16 protein-coding genes are annotated in these 21,382 nt (G+C 47.5%); 9 read left to right on the top strand and 7 right to left on the bottom strand.

Going from position 1 to position 21,382, the window contains the following annotated elements; genetic code table 11:
• Positions 1 to 37 precede the first annotated feature (37 nt).
• Both gyrA and ACYVEA_RS20255 read left to right on the top strand, forming a co-directional pair.
• The gene (gyrA, locus tag ACYVEA_RS20260) at positions 38 to 2,551 is read left to right on the top strand and encodes a DNA gyrase subunit A (protein ID WP_461115251.1); all 2,514 of its coding nucleotides are present in this window, start codon (positions 38 to 40) and stop codon (positions 2,549 to 2,551) included.
• A 155-nt stretch (positions 2,552 to 2,706) separates the two neighbouring features.
• Positions 2,707 to 4,158 carry a tetratricopeptide repeat protein gene (locus ACYVEA_RS20255; protein WP_461115250.1) on the top strand — a complete coding sequence of 484 codons (1,452 nt, stop codon included), beginning with the start codon at positions 2,707 to 2,709 and terminating at the stop codon, positions 4,156 to 4,158.
• Positions 4,159 to 4,639: 481 nt separating this feature from the next.
• Here the strand turns inward: ACYVEA_RS20255 and ACYVEA_RS20250 are convergent, their stop codons facing one another.
• Positions 4,640 to 5,131 (bottom strand): helix-turn-helix transcriptional regulator, encoded by a 492-nt coding sequence (locus ACYVEA_RS20250; RefSeq protein WP_461115249.1) that lies wholly within the window; start codon positions 5,129 to 5,131, stop codon positions 4,640 to 4,642.
• Between the two features lie 170 nt (positions 5,132 to 5,301).
• Positions 5,302 to 6,117, bottom strand: a complete 816-nt coding sequence (locus ACYVEA_RS20245; RefSeq protein ID WP_461115248.1) for a 2,3,4,5-tetrahydropyridine-2,6-dicarboxylate N-succinyltransferase — start codon at positions 6,115 to 6,117, stop codon at positions 5,302 to 5,304.
• 1,171 nt (positions 6,118 to 7,288) lie between these two features.
• On the opposite strand from ACYVEA_RS20245, the gene gap reads away from it, so the two are divergent.
• Entirely contained in the window at positions 7,289 to 8,284 is a 996-nt protein-coding gene (gap, locus tag ACYVEA_RS20240; protein ID WP_461115247.1) for a type I glyceraldehyde-3-phosphate dehydrogenase, read from the top strand.
• A gap of 88 nt (positions 8,285 to 8,372) precedes the next feature.
• On the opposite strand, the gene trmB is transcribed toward gap, so the two are convergent.
• Genes trmB through ACYVEA_RS20225 form a run of 3 tightly spaced genes read right to left on the bottom strand, consistent with a single transcriptional unit; the run spans position 8,373 to position 11,271 of the window.
• On the bottom strand, positions 8,373 to 9,035 hold the full coding sequence (gene trmB, locus ACYVEA_RS20235; RefSeq protein WP_461115246.1) for a tRNA (guanosine(46)-N7)-methyltransferase TrmB: 663 nt from the start codon (positions 9,033 to 9,035) through the stop codon (positions 8,373 to 8,375).
• Between the two features lie 5 nt (positions 9,036 to 9,040).
• Positions 9,041 to 10,327, bottom strand: a complete 1,287-nt coding sequence (locus ACYVEA_RS20230) for a bifunctional folylpolyglutamate synthase/dihydrofolate synthase (RefSeq protein ID WP_461115245.1) — start codon at positions 10,325 to 10,327, stop codon at positions 9,041 to 9,043.
• On the bottom strand, positions 10,327 to 11,271 hold the full coding sequence (locus ACYVEA_RS20225) for an energy transducer TonB (RefSeq protein WP_461115244.1): 945 nt from the start codon (positions 11,269 to 11,271) through the stop codon (positions 10,327 to 10,329). Before ACYVEA_RS20225 ends, ACYVEA_RS20230 begins: the two co-directional genes overlap by 1 nt.
• 212 nt (positions 11,272 to 11,483) lie before the next feature.
• Between ACYVEA_RS20225 and menD the strand changes: the two genes are divergently transcribed.
• The 4 genes from menD to ACYVEA_RS20205 all read left to right on the top strand — a co-directional run bounded on the left by menD (position 11,484) and on the right by ACYVEA_RS20205 (position 16,066).
• Positions 11,484 to 13,214, top strand: coding sequence for a 2-succinyl-5-enolpyruvyl-6-hydroxy-3-cyclohexene-1-carboxylic-acid synthase (gene menD / locus ACYVEA_RS20220; RefSeq protein WP_461115243.1), 1,731 nt, complete (start codon positions 11,484 to 11,486; stop codon positions 13,212 to 13,214).
• A gap of 229 nt (positions 13,215 to 13,443) precedes the next feature.
• Positions 13,444 to 14,601 carry an acyltransferase family protein gene (locus ACYVEA_RS20215; RefSeq protein ID WP_461115242.1) on the top strand — a complete coding sequence of 386 codons (1,158 nt, stop codon included), beginning with the start codon at positions 13,444 to 13,446 and terminating at the stop codon, positions 14,599 to 14,601.
• Between the two features lie 77 nt (positions 14,602 to 14,678).
• Positions 14,679 to 15,200, top strand: a complete 522-nt coding sequence (locus tag ACYVEA_RS20210; protein ID WP_461115241.1) for a DinB family protein — start codon at positions 14,679 to 14,681, stop codon at positions 15,198 to 15,200.
• An 89-nt stretch (positions 15,201 to 15,289) separates the two neighbouring features.
• Complete coding sequence (locus ACYVEA_RS20205) at positions 15,290 to 16,066, top strand: hypothetical protein (RefSeq protein ID WP_461115240.1); 777 nt, start codon at positions 15,290 to 15,292, stop codon at positions 16,064 to 16,066.
• 20 nt (positions 16,067 to 16,086) lie between these two features.
• Here the strand turns inward: ACYVEA_RS20205 and ACYVEA_RS20200 are convergent, their stop codons facing one another.
• Positions 16,087 to 17,151, bottom strand: coding sequence for a tetratricopeptide repeat protein (locus ACYVEA_RS20200; RefSeq protein WP_461115239.1), 1,065 nt, complete (start codon positions 17,149 to 17,151; stop codon positions 16,087 to 16,089).
• A 40-nt stretch (positions 17,152 to 17,191) separates the two neighbouring features.
• Here ACYVEA_RS20200 and ACYVEA_RS20195 point away from each other — a divergent pair, with 40 nt between their 5' ends.
• Positions 17,192 to 17,440, top strand: coding sequence for a hypothetical protein (locus ACYVEA_RS20195; RefSeq protein ID WP_461115238.1), 249 nt, complete (start codon positions 17,192 to 17,194; stop codon positions 17,438 to 17,440).
• Positions 17,441 to 17,563: 123 nt separating this feature from the next.
• Here ACYVEA_RS20195 and ACYVEA_RS20190 read toward each other — a convergent pair whose 3' ends face one another.
• Complete coding sequence (locus ACYVEA_RS20190; protein WP_461115237.1) at positions 17,564 to 18,307, bottom strand: hypothetical protein; 744 nt, start codon at positions 18,305 to 18,307, stop codon at positions 17,564 to 17,566.
• Positions 18,308 to 19,198: 891 nt separating this feature from the next.
• On the opposite strand from ACYVEA_RS20190, the gene ACYVEA_RS20185 reads away from it, so the two are divergent.
• The gene (locus ACYVEA_RS20185; RefSeq protein ID WP_461115236.1) at positions 19,199 to 21,343 is read left to right on the top strand and encodes a nitrite reductase; all 2,145 of its coding nucleotides are present in this window, start codon (positions 19,199 to 19,201) and stop codon (positions 21,341 to 21,343) included.
• Positions 21,344 to 21,382: the final 39 nt, after the last annotated feature.

The following is a 21,382-nucleotide window of genomic DNA, read 5'->3' as shown; positions in this document are numbered from 1 at the left end:
GCCATAATAGTAATTTTCTGAGAAACTCCTTGAACACATGGCGGAAGAAAATCCCGACCTCGAATCCCCCAGTAACATCATTCCCATTAACATTGAGGACGAAATGCGTGGTGCCTACATTGATTACTCAATGTCGGTTATCATTTCCCGCGCGTTGCCTGATGTTCGTGATGGCCTGAAGCCGGTGCATCGCCGGGTGTTGTTCGGAATGGCTGAACTGGGCGTCAATTACAACAAACCACATAAGAAGTCAGCCCGTATTGTTGGGGAGGTATTGGGTAAATACCACCCACACGGTGATGCCTCTGTTTACTCGACTATGGTTCGTATGGCCCAGGACTGGTCACTACGGTATCCGCTGGTCGATGGTCAGGGAAACTTCGGCTCTATTGACGGTGATTCTCCGGCTGCTATGCGGTATACCGAAGCCCGGTTGAAGCGAATAGCGGAAGAATTGCTGACCGATATTTATAAGGAAACGGTAGATTTTCAGCCCAACTTCGATGATTCGCTCGAAGAGCCAACGGTTATGCCGGCTAAACTGCCGAACCTGTTGCTTAACGGATCGTCGGGTATTGCGGTGGGTATGGCCACCAACATGGCTCCCCACAACCTGACTGAAGTCGTCGATGGCATCACGGCTTACCTTGATAACAACGATATTACGGTTGAGGAGCTGATGCACTACGTCAAGGCACCTGACTTCCCAACGGGGGCTACCATCTATGGGATGGAGGGCGTGAAGTCGGCCTTCAAGACCGGTCGGGGACGGGTGGTGATGCGGGCGCATGCGACGATTGAAGAAAATCGCGGCAAAACCCAGATCATCGTAACGGACGTTCCTTATATGGTCAACAAAGCAGAAATGCTGGAAAAAACGGCCGAACTCATCAACGATAAAAAGATCGAGGGCATCGTGGCGTTCCGGGATGAATCAGATCGGGATGGCCTTCGGGTCGTTTATGATCTTCGCCGGGATGCTATTCCGAACGTCGTATTGAATAATCTGTATAAGCATACAGCCTTGCAATCATCTTTCAGCATCAATAACGTAGCACTCGTGAAAGGGCGGCCTTTGTTGTTGAACCTGAAAGATATGATGAAATACTACGTCGAGCATCGGTTCGAAGTAGTAACGCGCCGGACACAATATGAACTTCGGGAGGCCGAAAAGCGGGCGCATATCCTGGAAGGTTTGCTGATTGCGCTCGACCATATTGATGCGGTCATTACATTGATCCGTTCGTCGCGTGATGCTGACATCGCTAAAAATGGGTTGATGGAGCAGTTCTCGTTGAGCGAGCTGCAGGCCAAAGCGATTCTTGAAATGCGTTTGCAGCGTCTGACTGGTCTGGAGCGGGATAAACTCCAGGCAGAGTATGACGAGCTGATGCGTGAGATTGCCGACTACAAAGAGATTCTGGCTAGTGAGGAACGCAAACGGCAGGTTATCAAAGACGAACTCGCCGATATCCGTGCCCGCTACGGGGATGAACGTCGGACGGAGATTAACCCATTGGGTGACGGAAATATCAGTGACCTATCGCTTATTGCCGATGAGGACATGGTGATCACCATCTCGCACGAAGGGTATATCAAACGAACGCCAACGACCGAATACCGGTCGCAGAGCCGGGGTGGAGTAGGAGCGAAGGCCGCCGGTACCAAGGAAGAAGACTTTACGGAGCATCTGTTCACAGCCACTATGCACAATACCCTCCTGGCGTTCACGCAGAAAGGGCGTTTGTACTGGTTACCGGTTTATGAATTACCCGAAGGCACACGGACATCGAAAGGTCGGCCGCTGGCTAATTTTATCAATATCGAATCTGATGATAAAGTGCGGGCAGTCATCAACGTAACGGATCTGAAGAATGAGGATTACATCAACAATAATTACATTGTGATGTGCACGCGCAAGGGGACGATTAAGAAAACCATGCTGGAAGCGTATTCACGTCCGCGTCAGAATGGGATCATTGCCATAACGATTGATGAGGACGATCAACTGCTTGGGGTTTGCATGACCAATGGCGATAACGATATTGTCATTGCATCCAGTGCGGGTAAGGCCGTCCGGTTCCACGAAAGTCGCGTTCGGCCGATGGGTCGTACGGCGGCTGGGGTACGGGGTATCTCGCTCGATGATGAGGATACGACGGATCATGTCGTGGGGATGGTTTGTATCTCCTCTACCGATGCCCAATTATTGGTCGTTTCTCAGAACGGGTACGGTAAACGGTCCGATATTGATGGATACCGTATTACAAACCGGGGCGCTAAAGGCGTCGGTACGTTAAAAATAACGGAGAAAGTTGGTCGCCTGGTAGCGGTGCTGGACGTAGCGGATAATGATGATTTGATGATTATCAATAAATCGGGAATTGCGATCCGGACACCCGTGGCCAGTATTAGCGTTATTGGCCGGAATACCCAGGGTGTACGATTAATCAGTCTGCGCGACGGGGATGAAATATCATCCGTAACAAAAATAAAACAGGAAGAAGGCGTGGAGGTAACGCCGACTGAACCGGAACCTGTTGTTGACTAGTCATTGATTAACAGTTACTAGTGTTCAATCCGTTGAGCCGTCCAGTTGATTTAATCGTCGAGCTGGGCGGCTCAAACAATTTAGGTGAAGTCATGCTTATACAGACAGATTCCGTAATTTCGTTTCTGAAAAGAAAACACAACCCCATTTAAAACATGAAACAAGTTTTTGTAATCCTCGTAGCGTGTTGCCTATCGGTAGGTGCATACGCACAGCAAGCGGCTGCGGGCGCGTCGGCGTTAGATCAGGCAGCCATGGATAGCTTTAAGAAGGAGAAGGAAAAAAGCGATAAAGATATTGCAGATCCTAAAGCTTCTGCCAAGGCCAGTACCTGGATGGATCGGGCTAAGACGTATCAAAACATTGCCGGTCAATATATTCGAATTGATTCGGCAGCTGCAACAACCGCTTATGACGCCTTCAAAAAAGTCATAGAACTGGACAAGGACAAAAAAGGTGGTCCTGGTAAATTAGCGAAGGAAGCGGAAGAAGCCTTAAAAGGCCAGGCGATGTATGGGGCCTTTATGCAGCAGGGGGTAGCCAAGTTCCAGGCAAAAAACTACGCCGATGCTATGAAGGCAATGACAGTGGCGGGCGAAATTAATCCTAAAGATACGTTAGCTCCTCTCTATACGGCCATCGCTGCGCAGCAAATTAAAGACAATGCGACAGCGAAGACACAGTTAGAAAAGTACATAGCCGGGGGTGGGAAAGATGCGGCTATCTACGGGTCGCTGGCGATGCTCTATCGCGGTGATAATGAAATTGACAAGGCATTAGCTGCGCTGGATAAAGGGATCGCCTTAGCGCCAGGTAATAAAGATCTGGCTAATGAGAAGATCAATCTGATGCTGACATCGAACCGGATGGATGAGGCTATTACGGGCATGAAGGCGATGGTGGAGAAAGATCCTAACAACGTACAGAATCTGGTAAACCTGTCGATTGTCTATAACAACATTGCGAGTAAAGGCGATGAGGAGATTCGGAAACTCGAAGGAGACACGAAGAAGGGCGGTAACACGGCTAAGCAGTTGGCTGACAGCAAAAGTATTATTGATGCCTACAACAGCGAAATTACCCGGTTGGGTGGGTTGATCAAAAAACAGCCAAAGAATGCCGATCTGAAACGCCAGCTATCGGATGTTCAGAAAAAATTAGCTGAACAGAAAACGGAAATGGCCAAGCTGGAAGCAGATGCTAAAGCCGCAGCGGCTAATGCGGGTGCGGCAGCGGATTCAGAAAAACGATTGGCAGAACTGAAGCAGAAAAAAGCAGAAACGAAAGCGCTGGAGAAGCAATACCTGGAGAAGGCATTGGCCGTGGATGCCAACAATTACGATGCCAATTATGCAATGGGTATTTTTGTATTCAATGAAGCGGTCGAATTGAAGAAGGCTGTGGATAAAATGGATATGGCCGAATACAGCAAAGTCGGTAAAGAAGCGGATGGTAAAGTGTGCGGCAAATTCAAGCAGGCATTACCTTACTTTCAGAAGGCCAAGACGGTTAAGGACGAACCTGAGCTGACGGATAATTTAACGAATACGGAAAATATTTTGAAGCAGTACGAAGAGAAGAAGATCGTCTGTATCGAAAGCAAGTAGAGGTAGTAGGGCTGGTACCAGGCGTATCGGCCCTATTTATTTACCACTTTACTTAACATAATATAAATTATACAACAAAAGTGCTACGTTATTATATTAGGCCAACCATTATAGAATCCACGTGGAACACTAAAGCATTGCTTTACAGTAAGTTACGTACTTTGGTGATAAAATGGCCTCTATGCACTCAAAAGAGGCCATATGATGGAGAACGTATTAGTTTAAAAGTTATGAGTAAGTATACTAAAGTTATATGTGAATTAAGAAAACAAGTGGGATTGCAAGCCAGGTTTCAAACGAACTTCCATTAAGACATGCATTACTGCTACTAGATTTATCCGTTTAGCTATTCTACAATTATTTTTACTGACTTGCAGAGCCATCCGTTCTGTATTAAGATTTTTATGATTAGGTTAGTCAATACTTTATCATATCTATTACCTCCGTTTAAATTCGAAGGATTATTGATATTTAGGGTAGACTAATTCGTCGGAGTATATTCTCGGAATGATCCATCCGTGTAGAAAATCAAAATGCGTTCTACCTTTTTTTCATTAGTCAATACAGGTTGTTCTATTAGTGGTGCAGAAGGTTCAACAGATGCCGATGTCGAAACGCCCGCTGGCGGAATTTCATTACGCTGACTTCGAATAGTAATAGGCTGTGGCGCGTAAGAAACCGGTGCTGGTCCAGCGCTAAATTGATCGGGTGTCGATCGCATGGCCGATGAGCCACTACGAGTTGGGTAACCTGATGGAGACGTAGTGAATTGATTATCTTCTTCCATAATCCACTCATAGCCTAACTCAGGAAATCGTCGAATTATTTTTTGAATAATATCGAAGCTTGGGCGATTGCGACCTGAAAGAATATGTGATATACTAGATCGCTGCACACCAATCTCATCAGCGAAGTAAGACGGCGTCAAATTCTTATCAATCAGGATCTGCTTAATTTTATCGTTAATTCCCATAATGGTAAGATATAGATGCTAAGTGACAAATATAAACGTAAATTATGTACATCGTTTACATGATCTATTATTTACAAATAAAAAAAGCACACAAACAATGTGTGCTTTTGTAAAATTTAACAATAATAATTTAACATATCACAATTGACATATTTAAACAGTGGTCTAACTTAAACGGATACGTTGTTTTCACGGAGCGCATCGTTCAGCGATGTTTTTAGATCAGTAGACGATTTTCGTTGGCCGATAATAATGGCACAGGGTACATGGTATTCACCAGCCGGAAATTGTTTAGCATAACTCCCGGGAATTACCACAGAATTAGCCGGTACAAACCCTTTGTACTCGACAGGTTTAGTACCAGTCACGTCAATTATCTTGGACGAGCCTGTGATAGTTACTCCTGCTCCTAATACAGCCCTTTTACCAATATGAGCTCCTTCAACCACAATACAACGCGATCCAATGAAAGCGCCATCTTCAATAATCACTGGCGCTGCTTGGGGAGGTTCCAGGACTCCGCCAATACCCACCCCCCCACTTAGGTGAACGTCTTTACCAATTTGTGCGCAGCTACCCACCGTCGCCCAGGTGTCCACCATTGTACGCTCATCTACATACGCACCAATATTTACATACGATGGCATAAGGATTACGCCGGGTGCCTGGTAGGAACCGTAGCGGGCCACGGCTGGTGGAACAGCGCGGACTTTCGCTTCAGCAAAATTTGTTTTTAGCGGAATCTTGTCATTGAAGGTAAAAATGCCCACTTCTTCTGCCTTCATCTGCTGGCTGATAAAATAGAGTAAGATAGCTTTTTTTACCCATTCATTAACCGTCCATTCGCCGGACTCGTTGTTTGGAGGAGTGGCAACCCGGAGTACTCCCCTATCTAATTGATCAATTACGTTTCGAATAAGTTGAATTGATTCGGGATTTGCTAACAGTTCTCTATTAGCCCATATGTTCTCTATTTCGGTGGTCATTAAGATAAAGTAATTGTTTATATATAAGAATATAACTTTCTGATAATCAATATACTGAATATATAGGCAAAATTTCCTTTGGTATAGAATATAGTCTACTGTTTCAGGCTATTAAGTTGATTCAAAGGTAATCATTAGACGTGTATAGTTGAAATATATGGTTTAAATATTTTTCAGTGAGTTGTTTTGCCAGACCGAATGCATGATGGTCTCTTAAGTTTCAAGACTTACAAGTAGCATATCGAACAGGCAGAGTTAACATTGAATGAAATTGTAAAGTTTATGGAAATAAGGATTCGGTGCAGAAGGTATCTGAATGGTGTTGAAAAAAGATATACACTTTGCTAACAGAGCTTGTGTGACCTTCTCGTTTGTGATGACAGTTGGTGGTGAATCACATGAACTAACTCCAGTATTATCTTACTCAAGTAGCTGAACTAAGATTCTGCGATCAAGCAGTGGATTTTACCGGGAACGTTCTAGTAGCGTAGCATTTTTGTATGGGTGGTGCGTTGTTATCTTGATCAAACTGTTCGCGGCTTTTTATAGATTGACAACGAATGCTTCTGCATACGACGATTGTAATACTATCTAAACGTACGCCTACCTCTAGCATCCTTTCTATACTCAGAATGTATCTCGCTCGCTCTGTTAACGTTATAATGATGTGTGTGTAGGTCTTGCTAATTTGTGCTAATCTTATTTTAAACATCTCACGTTGAATCAAAGACATGATGTGATCATTCAAATCTGGCTAACTAGGCTACCCTGTAGGCGCTATTAAACTGACCTCTATTTAGTATTTAGCTGTGATTGATAAATTTTAACGGTATGAAAGTGTAAGCAGATAAAGAAATGTAAGCGTATATCTTAAGTAGTAGCCACATTACCCCATTAGTAAAATGTAAGGACTGTATCTTTAGTAACATTAGAGTAATACCAAAATTATTTAGTAAACTAAAGTCAAAATACTAATAAATTTAGTACATTTTGCTAAAATTGCTATTTATATTTAGCAAATTACCACTTGAATACTAATTAATGCCCTAAAATTGATCGTTTTGCTAAAACGTCTCCCCTGTTTTACTAAATACTATTACTTATTAGGTTTATTACGGACCTTATTTAATCCGTATATTTGCCCCTGAAAACAAACCAATTTTCTCTGTTCATGGAAAAAATACGTGTTGCTATTAATGGATTCGGCCGCATTGGACGATTATCCTTTAGAAAACTACTAGAAAAAGAAAACATTGAGGTCGTAGCTATAAACGACCTTACAGACAACGCAACATTAGCTCATTTACTGAAATACGATTCGGTTCATGGAAAATTCAATGGCGAAGTCGCTTCAGATAACGAGAGCTTAACTGTAAATGGAACACGTATAAATGCGTATGCTGAACGGGATCCTAAGAAACTACCCTGGAAAGAATTAAATATTGATGTAGTATTAGAATCAACAGGGCGTTTCGTTGATGAAGCTGGTGCTGGCCAACACCTGGAGGCCGGTGCTAAAAAAGTAGTTATCTCCGCTCCTGCAAAAGGCAACATTCCTACAGTTGTTCTTGGTGTCAACGACGATACGCTAACCGGCAACGAAACGATCGTATCGAATGCTTCGTGCACAACCAACTGCCTGGCGCCAATGGCAAAAGTTCTGGACGATGTATTCGGTATTGAAAAGGGCTACATGACTACGATCCACGCCTACACGGCGGATCAAAATCTACAGGATGCTCCCCACTCCGACCTACGTCGGGCCAGGGCTGCTGCTTTATCCATTGTACCAACGTCAACGGGTGCTGCGAAAGCTGTAGGATTGGTTCTACCTCAATTAAAAGGCAAACTGGATGGCTATGCGCTACGTGTACCAACACCAGACGGCTCATTAACCGACCTAACAGTCATTCTTAAAAAAGAAGCTACGGTTGAAGAAATCAACAACGCACTAAAGGAAGCTTCTGAAACATCACTCAAAGGTTATCTTGAATATTGCACCGATGAGATTGTATCGATCGATATCGTGGGCAATTCTCACTCCTGCATTTTCGATTCTAAATTGACATCGGCCAACGGTACACTGGTTAAAGTTGTTGGCTGGTATGATAATGAATACGGATACTCTAGCCGCGTGGCTGATTTAATTGTAAAGCTATTTAGTTAAGTGAACAACTTAACCAAATACAAATATGTGAATTTTTAGTTGTATACAATTATAGATTTACATTTAATATGGTAACGGGTGTAGTTTGTTAAACTGCACCCGTTTTACATTGTAAATAGTTAATTGTAAACCCTTTATTAAAGAAAAGCTGTTCGTACCTAGTCTTAATTCCCAAATGTAAATTATTCAATGAGGACTGGTATAAGTTAGTTGTATATTGTAAATTTACAAATCCCAATTGCCTAACGGTTCCTAAACTATACGCGAATAGCTCAGGATTATCTGTTTTTAAATGCAACATGCCGTCCGGCACAAGTAGCTTTTTATAGAGTTCAAGAAAGCGGGGATGAGTCAATCGATGTTTCTCCTGCTTGGGACGGGGCTGCGGATCAGGGAAAGTAATCCAGATTTCATTAATCTCCCCTTCTACAAAAAATTCAGTCAGAAAATTTATGTCCGTGCGTAAAAACGCTACGTTGGTCAGCCCCAATGTTTGGGCAGCTTGTGAGCCTCGGGCAATACGATCTCCCTTAATATCTACACCAATAAAATTAGTGTCAGGGAAAGCCTGTGCCAGGCCGACAGTATACTCGCCTTTACCGCAGGCCAACTCCACAACAATGGGATTTCCGTTCCTGAAATAGTCACGTTGCCAGTGGCCACGAATGGTTTTGTAGAGAGGTTTACCTACTTCAATAACGTTTTCACTTTCGGCATTTTGCAGAAAGAACTGTGCTTTACGACGCGTCAAGGTTATTATAAATCGATTAATTCGGCAATGGTGTAGTTACTGCCAGTTAGTAGGATTAAATCGTTTGTAGAGGCTTGCTGCAGCGCTGCAGCAAGCGCTGTATTAACATCGGAGAATACATCCCCCAATAGACCGACCTCAGCAGCTTCAGCCTGCAAGTCAGTAGCCGCCAGCGAGCGGGGTGTGTTAGCCTGACAAAAATAATACACCGCCGTTGGTGGCAGGGTTGCCAGTACGTTAGCGCGTTCCTTATCGGCTACCATACCAATGATAATGCGCAGCACGTCGTAAGACAGTGTCTGGACTGTTTCGAACAACGCGGCTAAACCCGCCTGGTTATGCGCCGTATCAGCAACGACACGAGGGGCGTTCTGAAGCGTCTGGAAGCGTCCCTTTAAACCAGTTAACGACGTAACAGCCGCTAAGGCTTTTTCCTCGTCATCCACTGATACGGGCAACTGCGACTGCAATACATCAACGGTCGCTAGCACAGTGGCCAGGTTTCGGAGTTGATAGCTGCCAAGCAGATCCAATTCAATTGTCCGGGATGAGCCCCCACCGTGGGCTACCCTCGCTTGTCGAAATCCCCTAACAACCCCATTGTCCTCGACCGCATACTGCTGATCAGCGAATAGAATTGGGGCTTGAATGGAGACTGCTACATCCCGGAAAATAGTACCTGTTTCTGGATGGGTCTCTCCTACTATTACCGGCACGCCAGCTTTGATGATACCTGCTTTTTCGCGGGCAATCTGGGGTAACGTATCCCCCAGGATGTCCGTATGATCGTAGCCGATATTCGTAATGACCGAGGCCATGGGGGTAATAACATTCGTTGAATCGAGTCGTCCCCCTAACCCCACTTCGATAATGGCCACATCAACGGCCTGTTGCGCAAAGAAGTCAAACGCCATCGCCACGGTTAGCTCGAAAAAAGAGGGCTCTATCATTTCGATTAATACCCGATGCGTTGTTACAAACGCAGCAACAACGTCCTCTTCAATCGGCTGGCCGTTGAGCCGGATACGCTCGGTAAACGATTTCAGATGGGGCGAAGTATACAGGCCCACCCGGTAGCCCGCCAGCTGATAGATGGCGGCCAGCATGTGTGAGGTGCTCCCCTTCCCATTCGTTCCCCCTACGTGAATGCTGCGAAACTTCTGGTGAGGGTTTCCAAGCGCTTCACACAAGGCAAGCGTATTCCCTAAGCCCGGCTTTATCGCTTTGGGACCAATCCGGTGAAAAACGGGGAGCCGACTGTATAGATAGTCGATCGCTTCCGGGTAGTGCATTAATCTTTAGACTTAATGATAAACGTAATGGTGCCGCTCGACGTAGGCGGGGTAGCTCCTCCTTTTGGACGGAGCCGGAGTTTCTGAACCGCTCTCCGGTACGCTTCCCCGACAGAAGGGCTTACGGTGCTTTGCAACTGCCGGACGGACGTAATTTCGCCATCACCATCTACCGTGATCTTAAAGACAATTTTACCCGTTTCATCCGAGTCATCGTTGACATTCGGCTTGCTGGCCATCGACCAGCCGGATACGTCAAAAGCAACACCTGTTGGGGCACCACCCGGCGTACCATAAAACTCCTTTGCATTTATTTTGCCATTGGGATTTCCCTTGTCACCTACCCCACTGGCATCGTCGCCGTTGTTGTTGCCTCCGGTGCCGGAGGCTTTCCCTATGGTGCCGTTCGAGCCCCCCCCGCCCGACGATTTTTTGAAAAGCGCATCGTTATTCACCGTTTCCACTTTTTTGGGTGGAGCCGGGGGGGCTATCTTCTCGACCGGAGCCGTTGCCTTAGGCGATTCAACCCGTTTAGGTTCAGGTCGATCCGGTACGGTAACGGGACTTTCGGTTTTACTGGCAATGACCGGTTTTTCCGTGACCGTCTTAGCCGGTTTCGCATCCTCTACCTTGGGGCTGGGCGTTACGTGGGTTTTCTCAATCCGGGGGGTTGTATTGACTTTGGGATTTGGTGTCTTCTCGGCGGGCCGCTTTTCTTCCGGATCGGGCGAATCCGACGCTTTATTGTGCGTCTGGATGCGGCCACTACCGCGGTTGGTCGTGCCGAAGTTTACTTCCACGAATTGAATCGGGGGCGGGTTTGGAACGGTTTGCGAGAGGTGAACGAGTAACAGCAACGCAATTAAAAGTACATTGATGATAAGCGCACCAGCTAAGGATTTCACCCGAATGTCGTCCTCATTCTCAAATGTTATACGGGTCATACAGTACGTATGGTTTTAGTCTTGTTAGTCTTCCTTCTGCCTTATAACGCTGATACTGTCCGCTTCGTTATATGGGTCGTTAGGCAACATTGGTATCGGCGTAAGCAAAGTAACATAAAATCCCGGATAGATGGCTACGCTAACCGGGCGCTTTACTAAACTTTAGTACCTATGTTTGCAATTTGCCGACCCAATGTTCAGTTTTTAGGAATATGCCCGTTCTTCAGCCAATCGTCAACATCGCCGAACTACTTTACCAGAAAGGAATCATTGATGTCGTTGTTTCGCCCGGTTCACGCTCAGCGCCCCTCACCCTGGCCGTTGCCCGGCACCCGCATCTACGCGTCCGGGTGGTGGCCGATGAACGATCGGCTGGATTTGTCGCCCTTGGGATGGCGCAGCAACGTCGGAAACCGGTAGCCGTGATCTGTACGTCGGGCAGTGCCGTCTATAATCTGGCACCCGCCGTAGCCGAAGCGTTTTTCCAGCAGGTACCCCTCCTGCTCCTGACCGCCGATCGGCCTCACGAATGGCTATACCAGCAGGATGGCCAAACCATCGATCAACCGGGAATATTCGGGTCGCAGGTAAAACGTAGCTATGATCTTCCCGCCGATTATGCACACCCCGATGCCCGCTGGTTTATCGAGCGGTCAATGAACGAAGCGATTGCCTTGAGTCGATCGTATCCTACAGGGCCGGTGCATGTGAACGTCCCCCTGCGGGAACCCTTTTACCCAACGGCCAGGGAGACATTCCAGGCTGAGCGTTTACGCCTTATTGATACGCTTACCGGAACACCAACCCTGGCCCCCGACACCTGGCATCAGCTTCTTGCGGTATGGGAACGTAGTGAACGGATTCTGATCGCCGTTGGACACTATCCCAGAAACCCTGATTTGCTACGTATACTCCGAAAAATAAGCGAAGAACTTGGCATTCCGATTATTGGCGAGATTACGGGCAATATACCGGTTAATGACCTGTTTATTACCCATACGGATACGATTCTAACACTGTTAGATGATAAAACAGGGGATGCCCTACGTCCCGATCTGCTCATTACCGTCGGCAACTCATTTTTAACACGAAACCTAAAAACCTTCTTCCGGACCTACGCGGCTCATCAGCACTGGCACCTTCAACCCACGGTTGACCGGATCACGGATTCGTTCCAGAGCCTGACCACGCTGATACCCGCCGACCCGCTGCTGTTCCTGGAAAAACTATTTGCCGATGTCGATTACCAGCGGTTTCTCCAGGGCGACGATGACGACGATCGTCATGAGTACCTGAATCAATGGCTTGCTCTTGACCGTCGGGCCGCCCGGCACATTGACAAAACGCTCAATCAACCCGATACCCCCCTCACCGACTGGTCGGCCGTTCAGGTTGTGCTGGAACACCTTCCCAACGGCTCTATCCTCCACCTGGCGAATAGTATGCCCGTACGCTATGCTAACCTCTGCGGGATTCAGGAAACGCAACAGATCAGCGTCTCGGCCAATCGGGGGGTTAGCGGAATCGACGGCTGTCTGAGTACGGCAGTGGGTGCCGCCCTGGCTACGGATCAGCTCGTAACCGTCCTGATTGGGGATATCGCCTTCTTCTACGACCGCAACGCACTCTGGTCGGCACCGGTACCACCCAACCTGCGGATTGTCTTACTCAATAATGACGGGGGACATATCTTCCGAATTATTGACGGCCCCAGCCGTCAGCCAGAGCTGGAAACCTATTTTGAAACACCCCACGGGTACACCGCCCGTCATACGGCGGAAGATGCGCATGTAGCGTATCAACTGTGCGATTCGCTCGAAACACTACGTCCCCTCCTGGCTGATTTTTTTCAACCGGGTCAACAGGCTAAACTCCTGGAGATATCAACCGATAAACGTATCAACCAGGAACAGTTTCTGGCTTACAAGGCGACTATAAAATAATCGAATAGCTATGGAACTATACCTGTAGTTATAGTTAACAGATATACCTTTTCAGGATGACATACCACCAGAAATTGGCTGGCCGTCCCAGTTACTCAGTTTCTATGAAGTATTCCTGTTTTAATACGACTACCAAACTTTTTTGTTAGTAATTTTCAATCTTACCATCCTATAACACGATCGGTTGTAACCAGCGTATCCGTAAACAACCTATGCGTGGCCCTATTTTTTGAAACCAACTACCTATCTCTCTTCCCTCACCTCCCTCAGGGGAATCGCAGCCCTGCTGGTTATTTTTCTGCACATTGATGGCATTTGCTTTCAATTAGCCCCGGCAGGTAGCCATTTTTTTATACGAAAGGGGTATCTATGGGTTGATTTCTTCTTTCTGCTCAGTGGATTTATTATGGTGCATGTCTATGGCCATTCGTTCTCGGCGATTAGCAACCTGCACCTGTTTAAACGCTTTATGTGGGCGCGCTTTGCCCGCATTTACCCATTACACCTGTTTTCGTTTTTATGCATGGTTTCTTTCTACTTCTGGTATAAAGCAACCAATACATTAACTGCCTTCGACCATCAGCTCTATAACCTAAACGCCATACCGACCAACCTTTTCTTAATCCACGGGTTGGGCGTACATACGTTTCTCAGCTGGAATGCCCCTTCCTGGTCAATAAGTACAGAATGGTGGATGTATGTTCTCTTTCCCCTGCTGATGCTGTTCTTCCAGAAAACAACGCCAGGTAAACGATTGGGTATGCTGTGGTTTATTATCGCGGGTTATCTGTTTATCAGTTACTACTTACACCCGTTGTCTATGGCGAAATCGCCTTATCCCGACTTGACCAGAGTAAACTCGATTGATGTTACGTACGACTATGGCTTTGTCCGGTGTTTTTTCGGCTTCCTTTTTGGTATGCTTATCTATGACCTGTATAAAATAAAATGGCTTTATGCAACCTTGAAAAGCAGTCTTTTATGGATGGGCCTGGTAGCGCTGATTTTCATTACGTTAAGTATCCATATACCTGATATGATTACGGTACTTCTTTTTGCCGCTATTGTGTTGATGAGTGCGTATAATTCAGGAGCCGCTAATGTATTGCTGAATCTGAGACCATTGGTATGGCTGGGTGATATTTCCTATTCATTATATTTGATGCACCTGCCAATTATGTATTTCCTGTTAATATACATAAAGCGCTTTCCATCCATTACCTTCAGTGCGAGTATGCCTGTTTTATGGCTGTACAGTTTTGCCTATATTACGATTGTGCTGTTGATATCGGCGCTGACCTATAACGTGATCGAATTACCCATGCGGAAAAAGTTGAATCAACTGGCGCAGCATACCAGGAAGCCAGGAAAAAGCCTGGCTTCGTAAAGACTCCTGAGAGTAATCAATATATATCCCCTACGAGTAAGGCTCCATGACCGTAGTTACTCGTCAATCGTACACTTATGCTGGATCGTAAATTTCCCATCGGCCCGTTAGTTCTTCAGCCAACCTACACCCCCGACGAACGTCGACAGGCGATTGAAGTGCTTGAAACCAGTCCGGCTCAATACCGGCAGTTAGTAGAAAACCTCGCCCCCAATGACTTGGCCAGAACGTATCGGGAAGGTAGCTGGACCATCCAGCAACTGGTGCATCATGTTGCCGATATCCAGCTACTGCACTATGTCCGCATGAAGAAAGCCCTCACCGAGCCTGACTATAAAACAGCCACGATGATCGATATGAATGCCTGGGCTACTACGTCCGATGCAACATCGGCTCCCATCGAGGATTCGCTGCTTTTGTTCGAAGGCGTTCACCGTCGCTACGTTTACCTGGCAAAATCACTGGATAACACAACGCTGGCTATTCGGTATTACAATCCGGTACGTCAGTTTTGGGTCGATCAGGCCCAGGCGCTGGCCATGTCGGCCTGGCATGTACAACATCATCTGGCTCACATAAAGCTGGCATTAGCTTCCTGATAAAAAAAAAGAGGTAAAAACGGAGAGAGCCTTCCAACGGAAACCTGCTCAATGAGGTCTTTACGGTACACTAACCAGCCCTGTTGTGCATGAAAACCCAACTACTACTCCTGTTCATAGCCTTAGGCGGGATAGCCTGCCAACCCAATGACGCATCGACCTTCGGCATAGACCCGCAACTGGGTACGTATACAGACGAAGCGCCCATGACCAAAAAGCTGATTTGCGGTTCGATTAATTGTGAAAACCCATCCAGCGAAGAAGTTTATACGTATAATGCCGCCGGGCAAGTAGCCCGTATGGAACAATTTAGTCGTGCGATTTCCGGCCAGATGGAACGGTTCGGGTATACCGACTACCTGTATGCCCCGAACGGTCAGCTTAGTAGCAAGATCACTTATGGGAAATACGGAAATACAGCCACCTGGGTTCCTTACAACGAGTCCACCTATGTATATACCAACGGGGTCTTGAGCCAGGAACAGACGTATTTCAACCAGCATAGCCCGGAGCAACGCGTGTTGACGGCTACAATTGACTACACGTTTCAGGACGGTAAAAAAACGGAGCAGAAATGGTTCGATGCCCAGCATATCCTGAACCATCGGGTCGTTTACGAATACCGAAACAACACGCTCGTTCGTGAAACCTGGTCTGGCGCCAACGACGTAGTATTCCGGCGTTTTGAACACCGGTTTGCCGATAATCGCCGTCAGATCAGCGAATACCTGCCCAATTCGACCGAACAAATTTCGCTGGTGGAGAAAACGTATGATGCGCAGGGCCGCCTGGCCAGTGAAGAGACCAAAGTAAATAACCCCCTCCTCTGCTCAATGATGGCCGGTGTTATTCGCTACGTTTATTAACTGAACATTTGACGTGCGAATTACCGGCAACGTAGCACCCGTTCGCGCTTGGCCGCCTGATCACCGGCAGATTCGCCCCGTTGCCAGGCCGTGCAGGCAGCTGCTCTGTTCCCGGTTGCCCATTCGGCCAGTCCTAGTGTATAATACAAGGCATCGACGGATGCGTCCAGCTTTTCCGCCTGTTTTAATTCGGGGAGTGCCTTATCCGGTTGTTTTACGCTCAGGAAGTAGAGCCCAAGGGTTTGATGCGCCCAGGCATTCTGGCTGTCGAGCCGCAGGGATTCCTGCACCAGGGGCAGCGCTTCGGTTGGGCGATTCAGTTTCAGCAGTAAAAACGCTTTATTGTTCAGGTAATAAGGTTGATTCGACCGTACAGCTAAGGCCCGCTCTACATAGGTAAGCGCTTCAGCATAGTTTCCGGCATGGGCCAGTAACAAACTTTGGTTGTTCAGCGCGGCATCCTGATTGGGGTTAAGCTGCAGCGCCCGCCGAATGTCCTGACCAGCCTGTTCATAGGCTTTTTGACTAAAAAACAAGGCGCCCCGATTCGTAAGGGCTTCTACGTTATCCGGCTTAAGCTGAACGGCCCGATCATACGCTGCCTGAGCATCGGCAGGTTTGTTGAGCCGTACATACGTATCGCCCAGTCGGGTTTGATAGAAAGTAGAATCTATATACTGTTTTTCGATGCGTTGTAAATCGGCCAGACTACCCGTAAGGTCACCCATGTCCAGTCGAACCTCCGCCCGGTTAAAATAAGCCGTACTAAAATCAGCGTCGGCGTCGATAGCCCGGGTATAATCGGCGAGGGCACCCTCCCGATCGTCGTTTCGAAACTTTGCTAAACCCCGATTACTGTACGCATCCGCAAAGTCTGGCTTTTTTGCCAGCGCTTCCGAATAATACCGGATGGCTTCCCGATACTCGCGCTTTTGCAGTTGTACATTGCCCTTCAGAAAAAACTGAGCCGCTTCATCAGTGGCAGTAGAACAGGAAAGAAGGATGAGTGCTGAATGATAAATGATGAATACCCAAATGAACGAGTGGCAGAAAGAGTTGCCTACCTTTGTCAGTCTATACCCCATTGTCAAAACTAGTAATCATTGTTAATTAATCATTGCTACCATGCGTTTCGTTCAGGATATCCCCCACCCTCAATTCCGTATCGGCCTTTACGCCTGGAATGGCAAATATATCGTCAAAATTGAAGCGGGTCCCTATGAACAAACGTATAAGATCAACGAAATGGATATGAGTGATCCTACCGCTGTGCACCTGATGCTCGACGAGCCCTTTCTTAGTAGGGTAGCCAAACGATTTGGCGACATGGATACCGATTGGCAGGACGCCGGTAACAGGCACGACATGTTTTAAGCAATACGCAACATGACTGAGGAGTGTGCCGGTCCGCAAACACTGCGGTAGTAAATAACAAAAAAAGATCGGTCCATGGGAAGCGTCTTCCCATGGACCGATCTTTTTTTGGCCTAAGTTTCGTTAATCAGGTAAATTAAAGGCCTGTTTAACGGCGGCATAATCATGGAAGTCAACCGCCCCCACACGACCTTTTACACTACCGTACACCACGACGATACGGTACTGCGGATAGGTAGCCAGCATATCCCGATATAACTGGTCTGGCTTGAACATCAGTTCCGGAATTGCATCATAGGAACCCGAGGTGGTATTGTAAATACCTGAAAATATGAAGATCCTGGGCGAAAAGTAATTTTGCCCCAAATCATCCGTAACAATCTGATAACTAGTGTAATCGTTGATATTATTGGTCGTACGGCCGGGAATTTTGACGGCGGCCGTTACAGTGTCCTGCTTGATCCGTTCGACCAGCGTGTAGCCGGACGTCTGATTGTACGAAAGCTGACCAAATTTATAGTAGACATAAATGACACCCTTATCGATCGCGTCTTTTGTAAGCAAGGCATTCGACGTACTGGCTGGCACCAGTTGAACCCGGCTAAGGTTCGGGTATTTAAAAACAGTACCGCTTATATCAACGGCCTTCCAATCCGTATAAACAACATTGGCATTACCCATTGGTCCAGTGGCACCCGCTACACCACTGGCTCCGGCAGGCCCCGTGGCGCCTGTTGCTCCAGTAGCACCCGTTGCGCCTGTTGGTCCGGCCGGGCCTTCAGGACCCTTGCAGGAAATAACAAGCATGAGCAACAGCGCTACCAGCCCAGTTCCGAATGTAACAAAATGAGAAAAACGTACTTTCATAGTTTTAAAAGTTAAAAATGAATTTAGAATGAAAAGGCCCAACAAGTAATCGAACGCGAAGACTCGCAAAAATCGTCAATATACGGCAAACTTTTGAATTCCCCTTATCTCCAAAAATACAACAATTGATTTTAGGTAAGCGAAACCAGCCCTAAAAATAGTTCCGAAATCTATCTATAAGCCTTTGGTTGAGGCTAATCTATCATTTCAGCGAAAAACACGTTCGTCCACTTACCGCCTTATTGGCCACCACAACGACGCTAATCCGGCTGACCGTCTGGCTATTCCCTCCCTGATAAGGCTACTGTTTCGTAAAACAGACGGCATTAGTACGCTATTTCAACGCCCAATATAATGACATTAGCCAATTATCGGTCAACCTACAAGTGGTCTGAACTTAACCCAGACTCTCCCTACCATTCGATTACAGGGGTACAACTAGATAAAACAGGTCGCTGTTTGACAAGAGTTATGCAAAAGCCCGATAAATTATCGACCTGACGGTCATGAGAATTGCGTATTGCTCCTCACTACGTTAAGAACCGGAAAGATGAAAAGATTTACTCCGACCGGGGAGCAACAGGCGTGGGTTTAAAAATGAGGGGATAGACCGGTGTATGATCCTGAACGGCCGGTTAGGGTGACGGTTTCTTTAGTGCCCGGTTCAATCTCACATCGGCCTCATTTGGTGGCACGAATGTGTCAATGACTGTTCCCTGTGATGCATACCCGGATATAACCACACTTTATCGTCCATAACCAGAAGTTGGGCATTTGGTGAACTTAACCGGGGCCAATGGGTTTTATATTTGTACGTAAATCAAACGCCGGAATGACCCGGCGTTTCGTTTTAAGATATTAGTTGATTAATCCTATAGACTACATACCATTATGTCTATCCTACTGACCGATAACGTAAGCCAAGCCGCCCGTCGTGACATTCTGGACCTTGAACAGAAAATCAGTTCGTTCCGCGCCGGCGATATAGCCGATGAAGCGTTTCGGAAATTCCGGCTCACGCGGGGGGTGTACGGCCAGCGGCAACCGGGTGTGCAGATGATTCGCATCAAACTGCCCCACGGACGGATCACGGCCGACCAGCTCATTCGCATTGCCGATTTATCGGACACCTACGCGACGGGGAATCTCCACGCGACCACCCGGCAGGATATTCAACTGCACTTTGTTAAACTGGCCGACTCGCCCCAGCTCTGGGCCGACCTCGAAGACGCCGGCATTACGCTCAAGGAAGCCTGCGGCAACACCGTTCGGAACGTAACAGGTTCGGCCCGGGCAGGCATTGATCCCGAAGAGCCCTTTGACATTACGCCCTACGCCTACTCGATTTTTGATTATTTCCTGCGCAATCCAATCTGTCAGGATATGGGCCGGAAATTCAAAATCTCCGTTTCATCGAGCGAAAAGGATTCAGCCTACGGCTATATGCATGATGTCGGTTTAGTGGCACGTGTTCAGGATGGCAGACAGGGCTTCAAGGTGATGCTCGGTGGTGGCCTGGGCGCGCAGCCTTTTTCGGCGCAGACGGCCTTTGAATTTCTGCAAGAAGACCGCGTCATTCCGTTTATAGAAGGCGTTATTCGGGTATTCGATCGCTACGGCGAACGCCAGAAACGTCACAAGGCCCGGATGAAATACCTGCTGAACGACATTGGACTGGATGAACTGCTCCGCCGGGTCAACGACGAAACACTGGCCCTCAAAAACAAAACGTTCACCGTTGACAGCTCACCGTTTTCGGCGGAAAAACAGTATCCAAGCCGTCCGGAAGTCGGCAACTACGTTCTCCAGACCGAAAACCCAAAACTGAATACCTGGTTCAGGACCAACGTGTTCGAGCAAAAGCAGGCGGGCTGGTATGCGGTGCAATTACGGGTTCTGCTGGGCGACATGCCTTCGGATACCGCGCGGGCACTGGCTCAGATCGTGAAGCAGTATGCGGCCGATGACATACGGGTAACGGTTAACCAGGGGTATTTACTACGGTTTATCCGGCCGGAGGATCTTACCGCTGTATTCAACGCGCTCGACGCGTTGGGGCTGGCTGAGCCCGGTTTCGATACCACCGCTGATATTACGACTTGCCCTGGAACGGATACCTGTAACCTCGCCATATCGAGCAGCTACGGCATCACGCGGGCGCTGGAACGGATGATGCACGATGAATTTCCCGACCTGGTGTACAACGATGACATCAAAATCAAGATTTCGGGCTGCATGAACGGCTGCGGGCAGCACTCCGTAGCCAACATCGGCTACCATGGTTCGTCCCTCAAGAATGGCGCGTATGTGTTACCGGCGCTTCAGGTTTTGCTGGGGGGGGGCTTCAACGGAAAAGGGGAAGGGTTAATTGCGGATAAAGTCATTAAGATTCCGGCGAAACGCGGCCCCGATTCATTGCGGGTTCTATTACGTGATGCTGAAGCAAACAGCCTGGACGGTGAATATTATAGTGACTACTATGCCCGCCAGGGTAAAAACTATTTTTACCAGCTCCTGAAGCCGCTAGCCGATCTGAAAACGCTGGTCGACAGCGATTACATTGACTGGGACCATACCGAACAGTACGTTACGGAAGTGGGGATTGGTGAATGCGCCAGTGTGCTGATCGACCTGGTGGCTACTACGTTAACCGAAGCGGCCGAGAAACTGGGCTGGGCGCGGGAAGCGATTGGGGAAAGCCGCTGGGCCGATGCCTTATACCATAGCTACAACGTATTTATCACCGGGGCCCGGGCCGCGTTAATGAGCCGCGACATTCCGACCAATACCCAGCACGGCATCGTGAGCGATTTCGACAAAAACTTCCTGGGCGAAACCGATTTCCATCAGGAGGAAGGCGAGTTCAAAACCCTTGTGTTCAGTATCAACAAGCAGGAGCCGTCGGAAGAATTTGCCCGCCGGTTCATTGCGCAGGCAGACGCCTTCCTGCAGGCGGTTCAAACCTACCGCGAAGCCCAGATTGAACGGGAAGGCCTCCCTGAATTACAGGCATTAACGCAGGCCCAGGACAGCTAAATTTATGTATGATGTATGATATAGACTGTATTTCTTCAC

The organism is Spirosoma jeollabukense (assembly GCF_054777855.1).
Note: the sequence above shows the minus strand (reverse complement) of the source record. Positions and strands in the feature narration are given on the sequence as shown.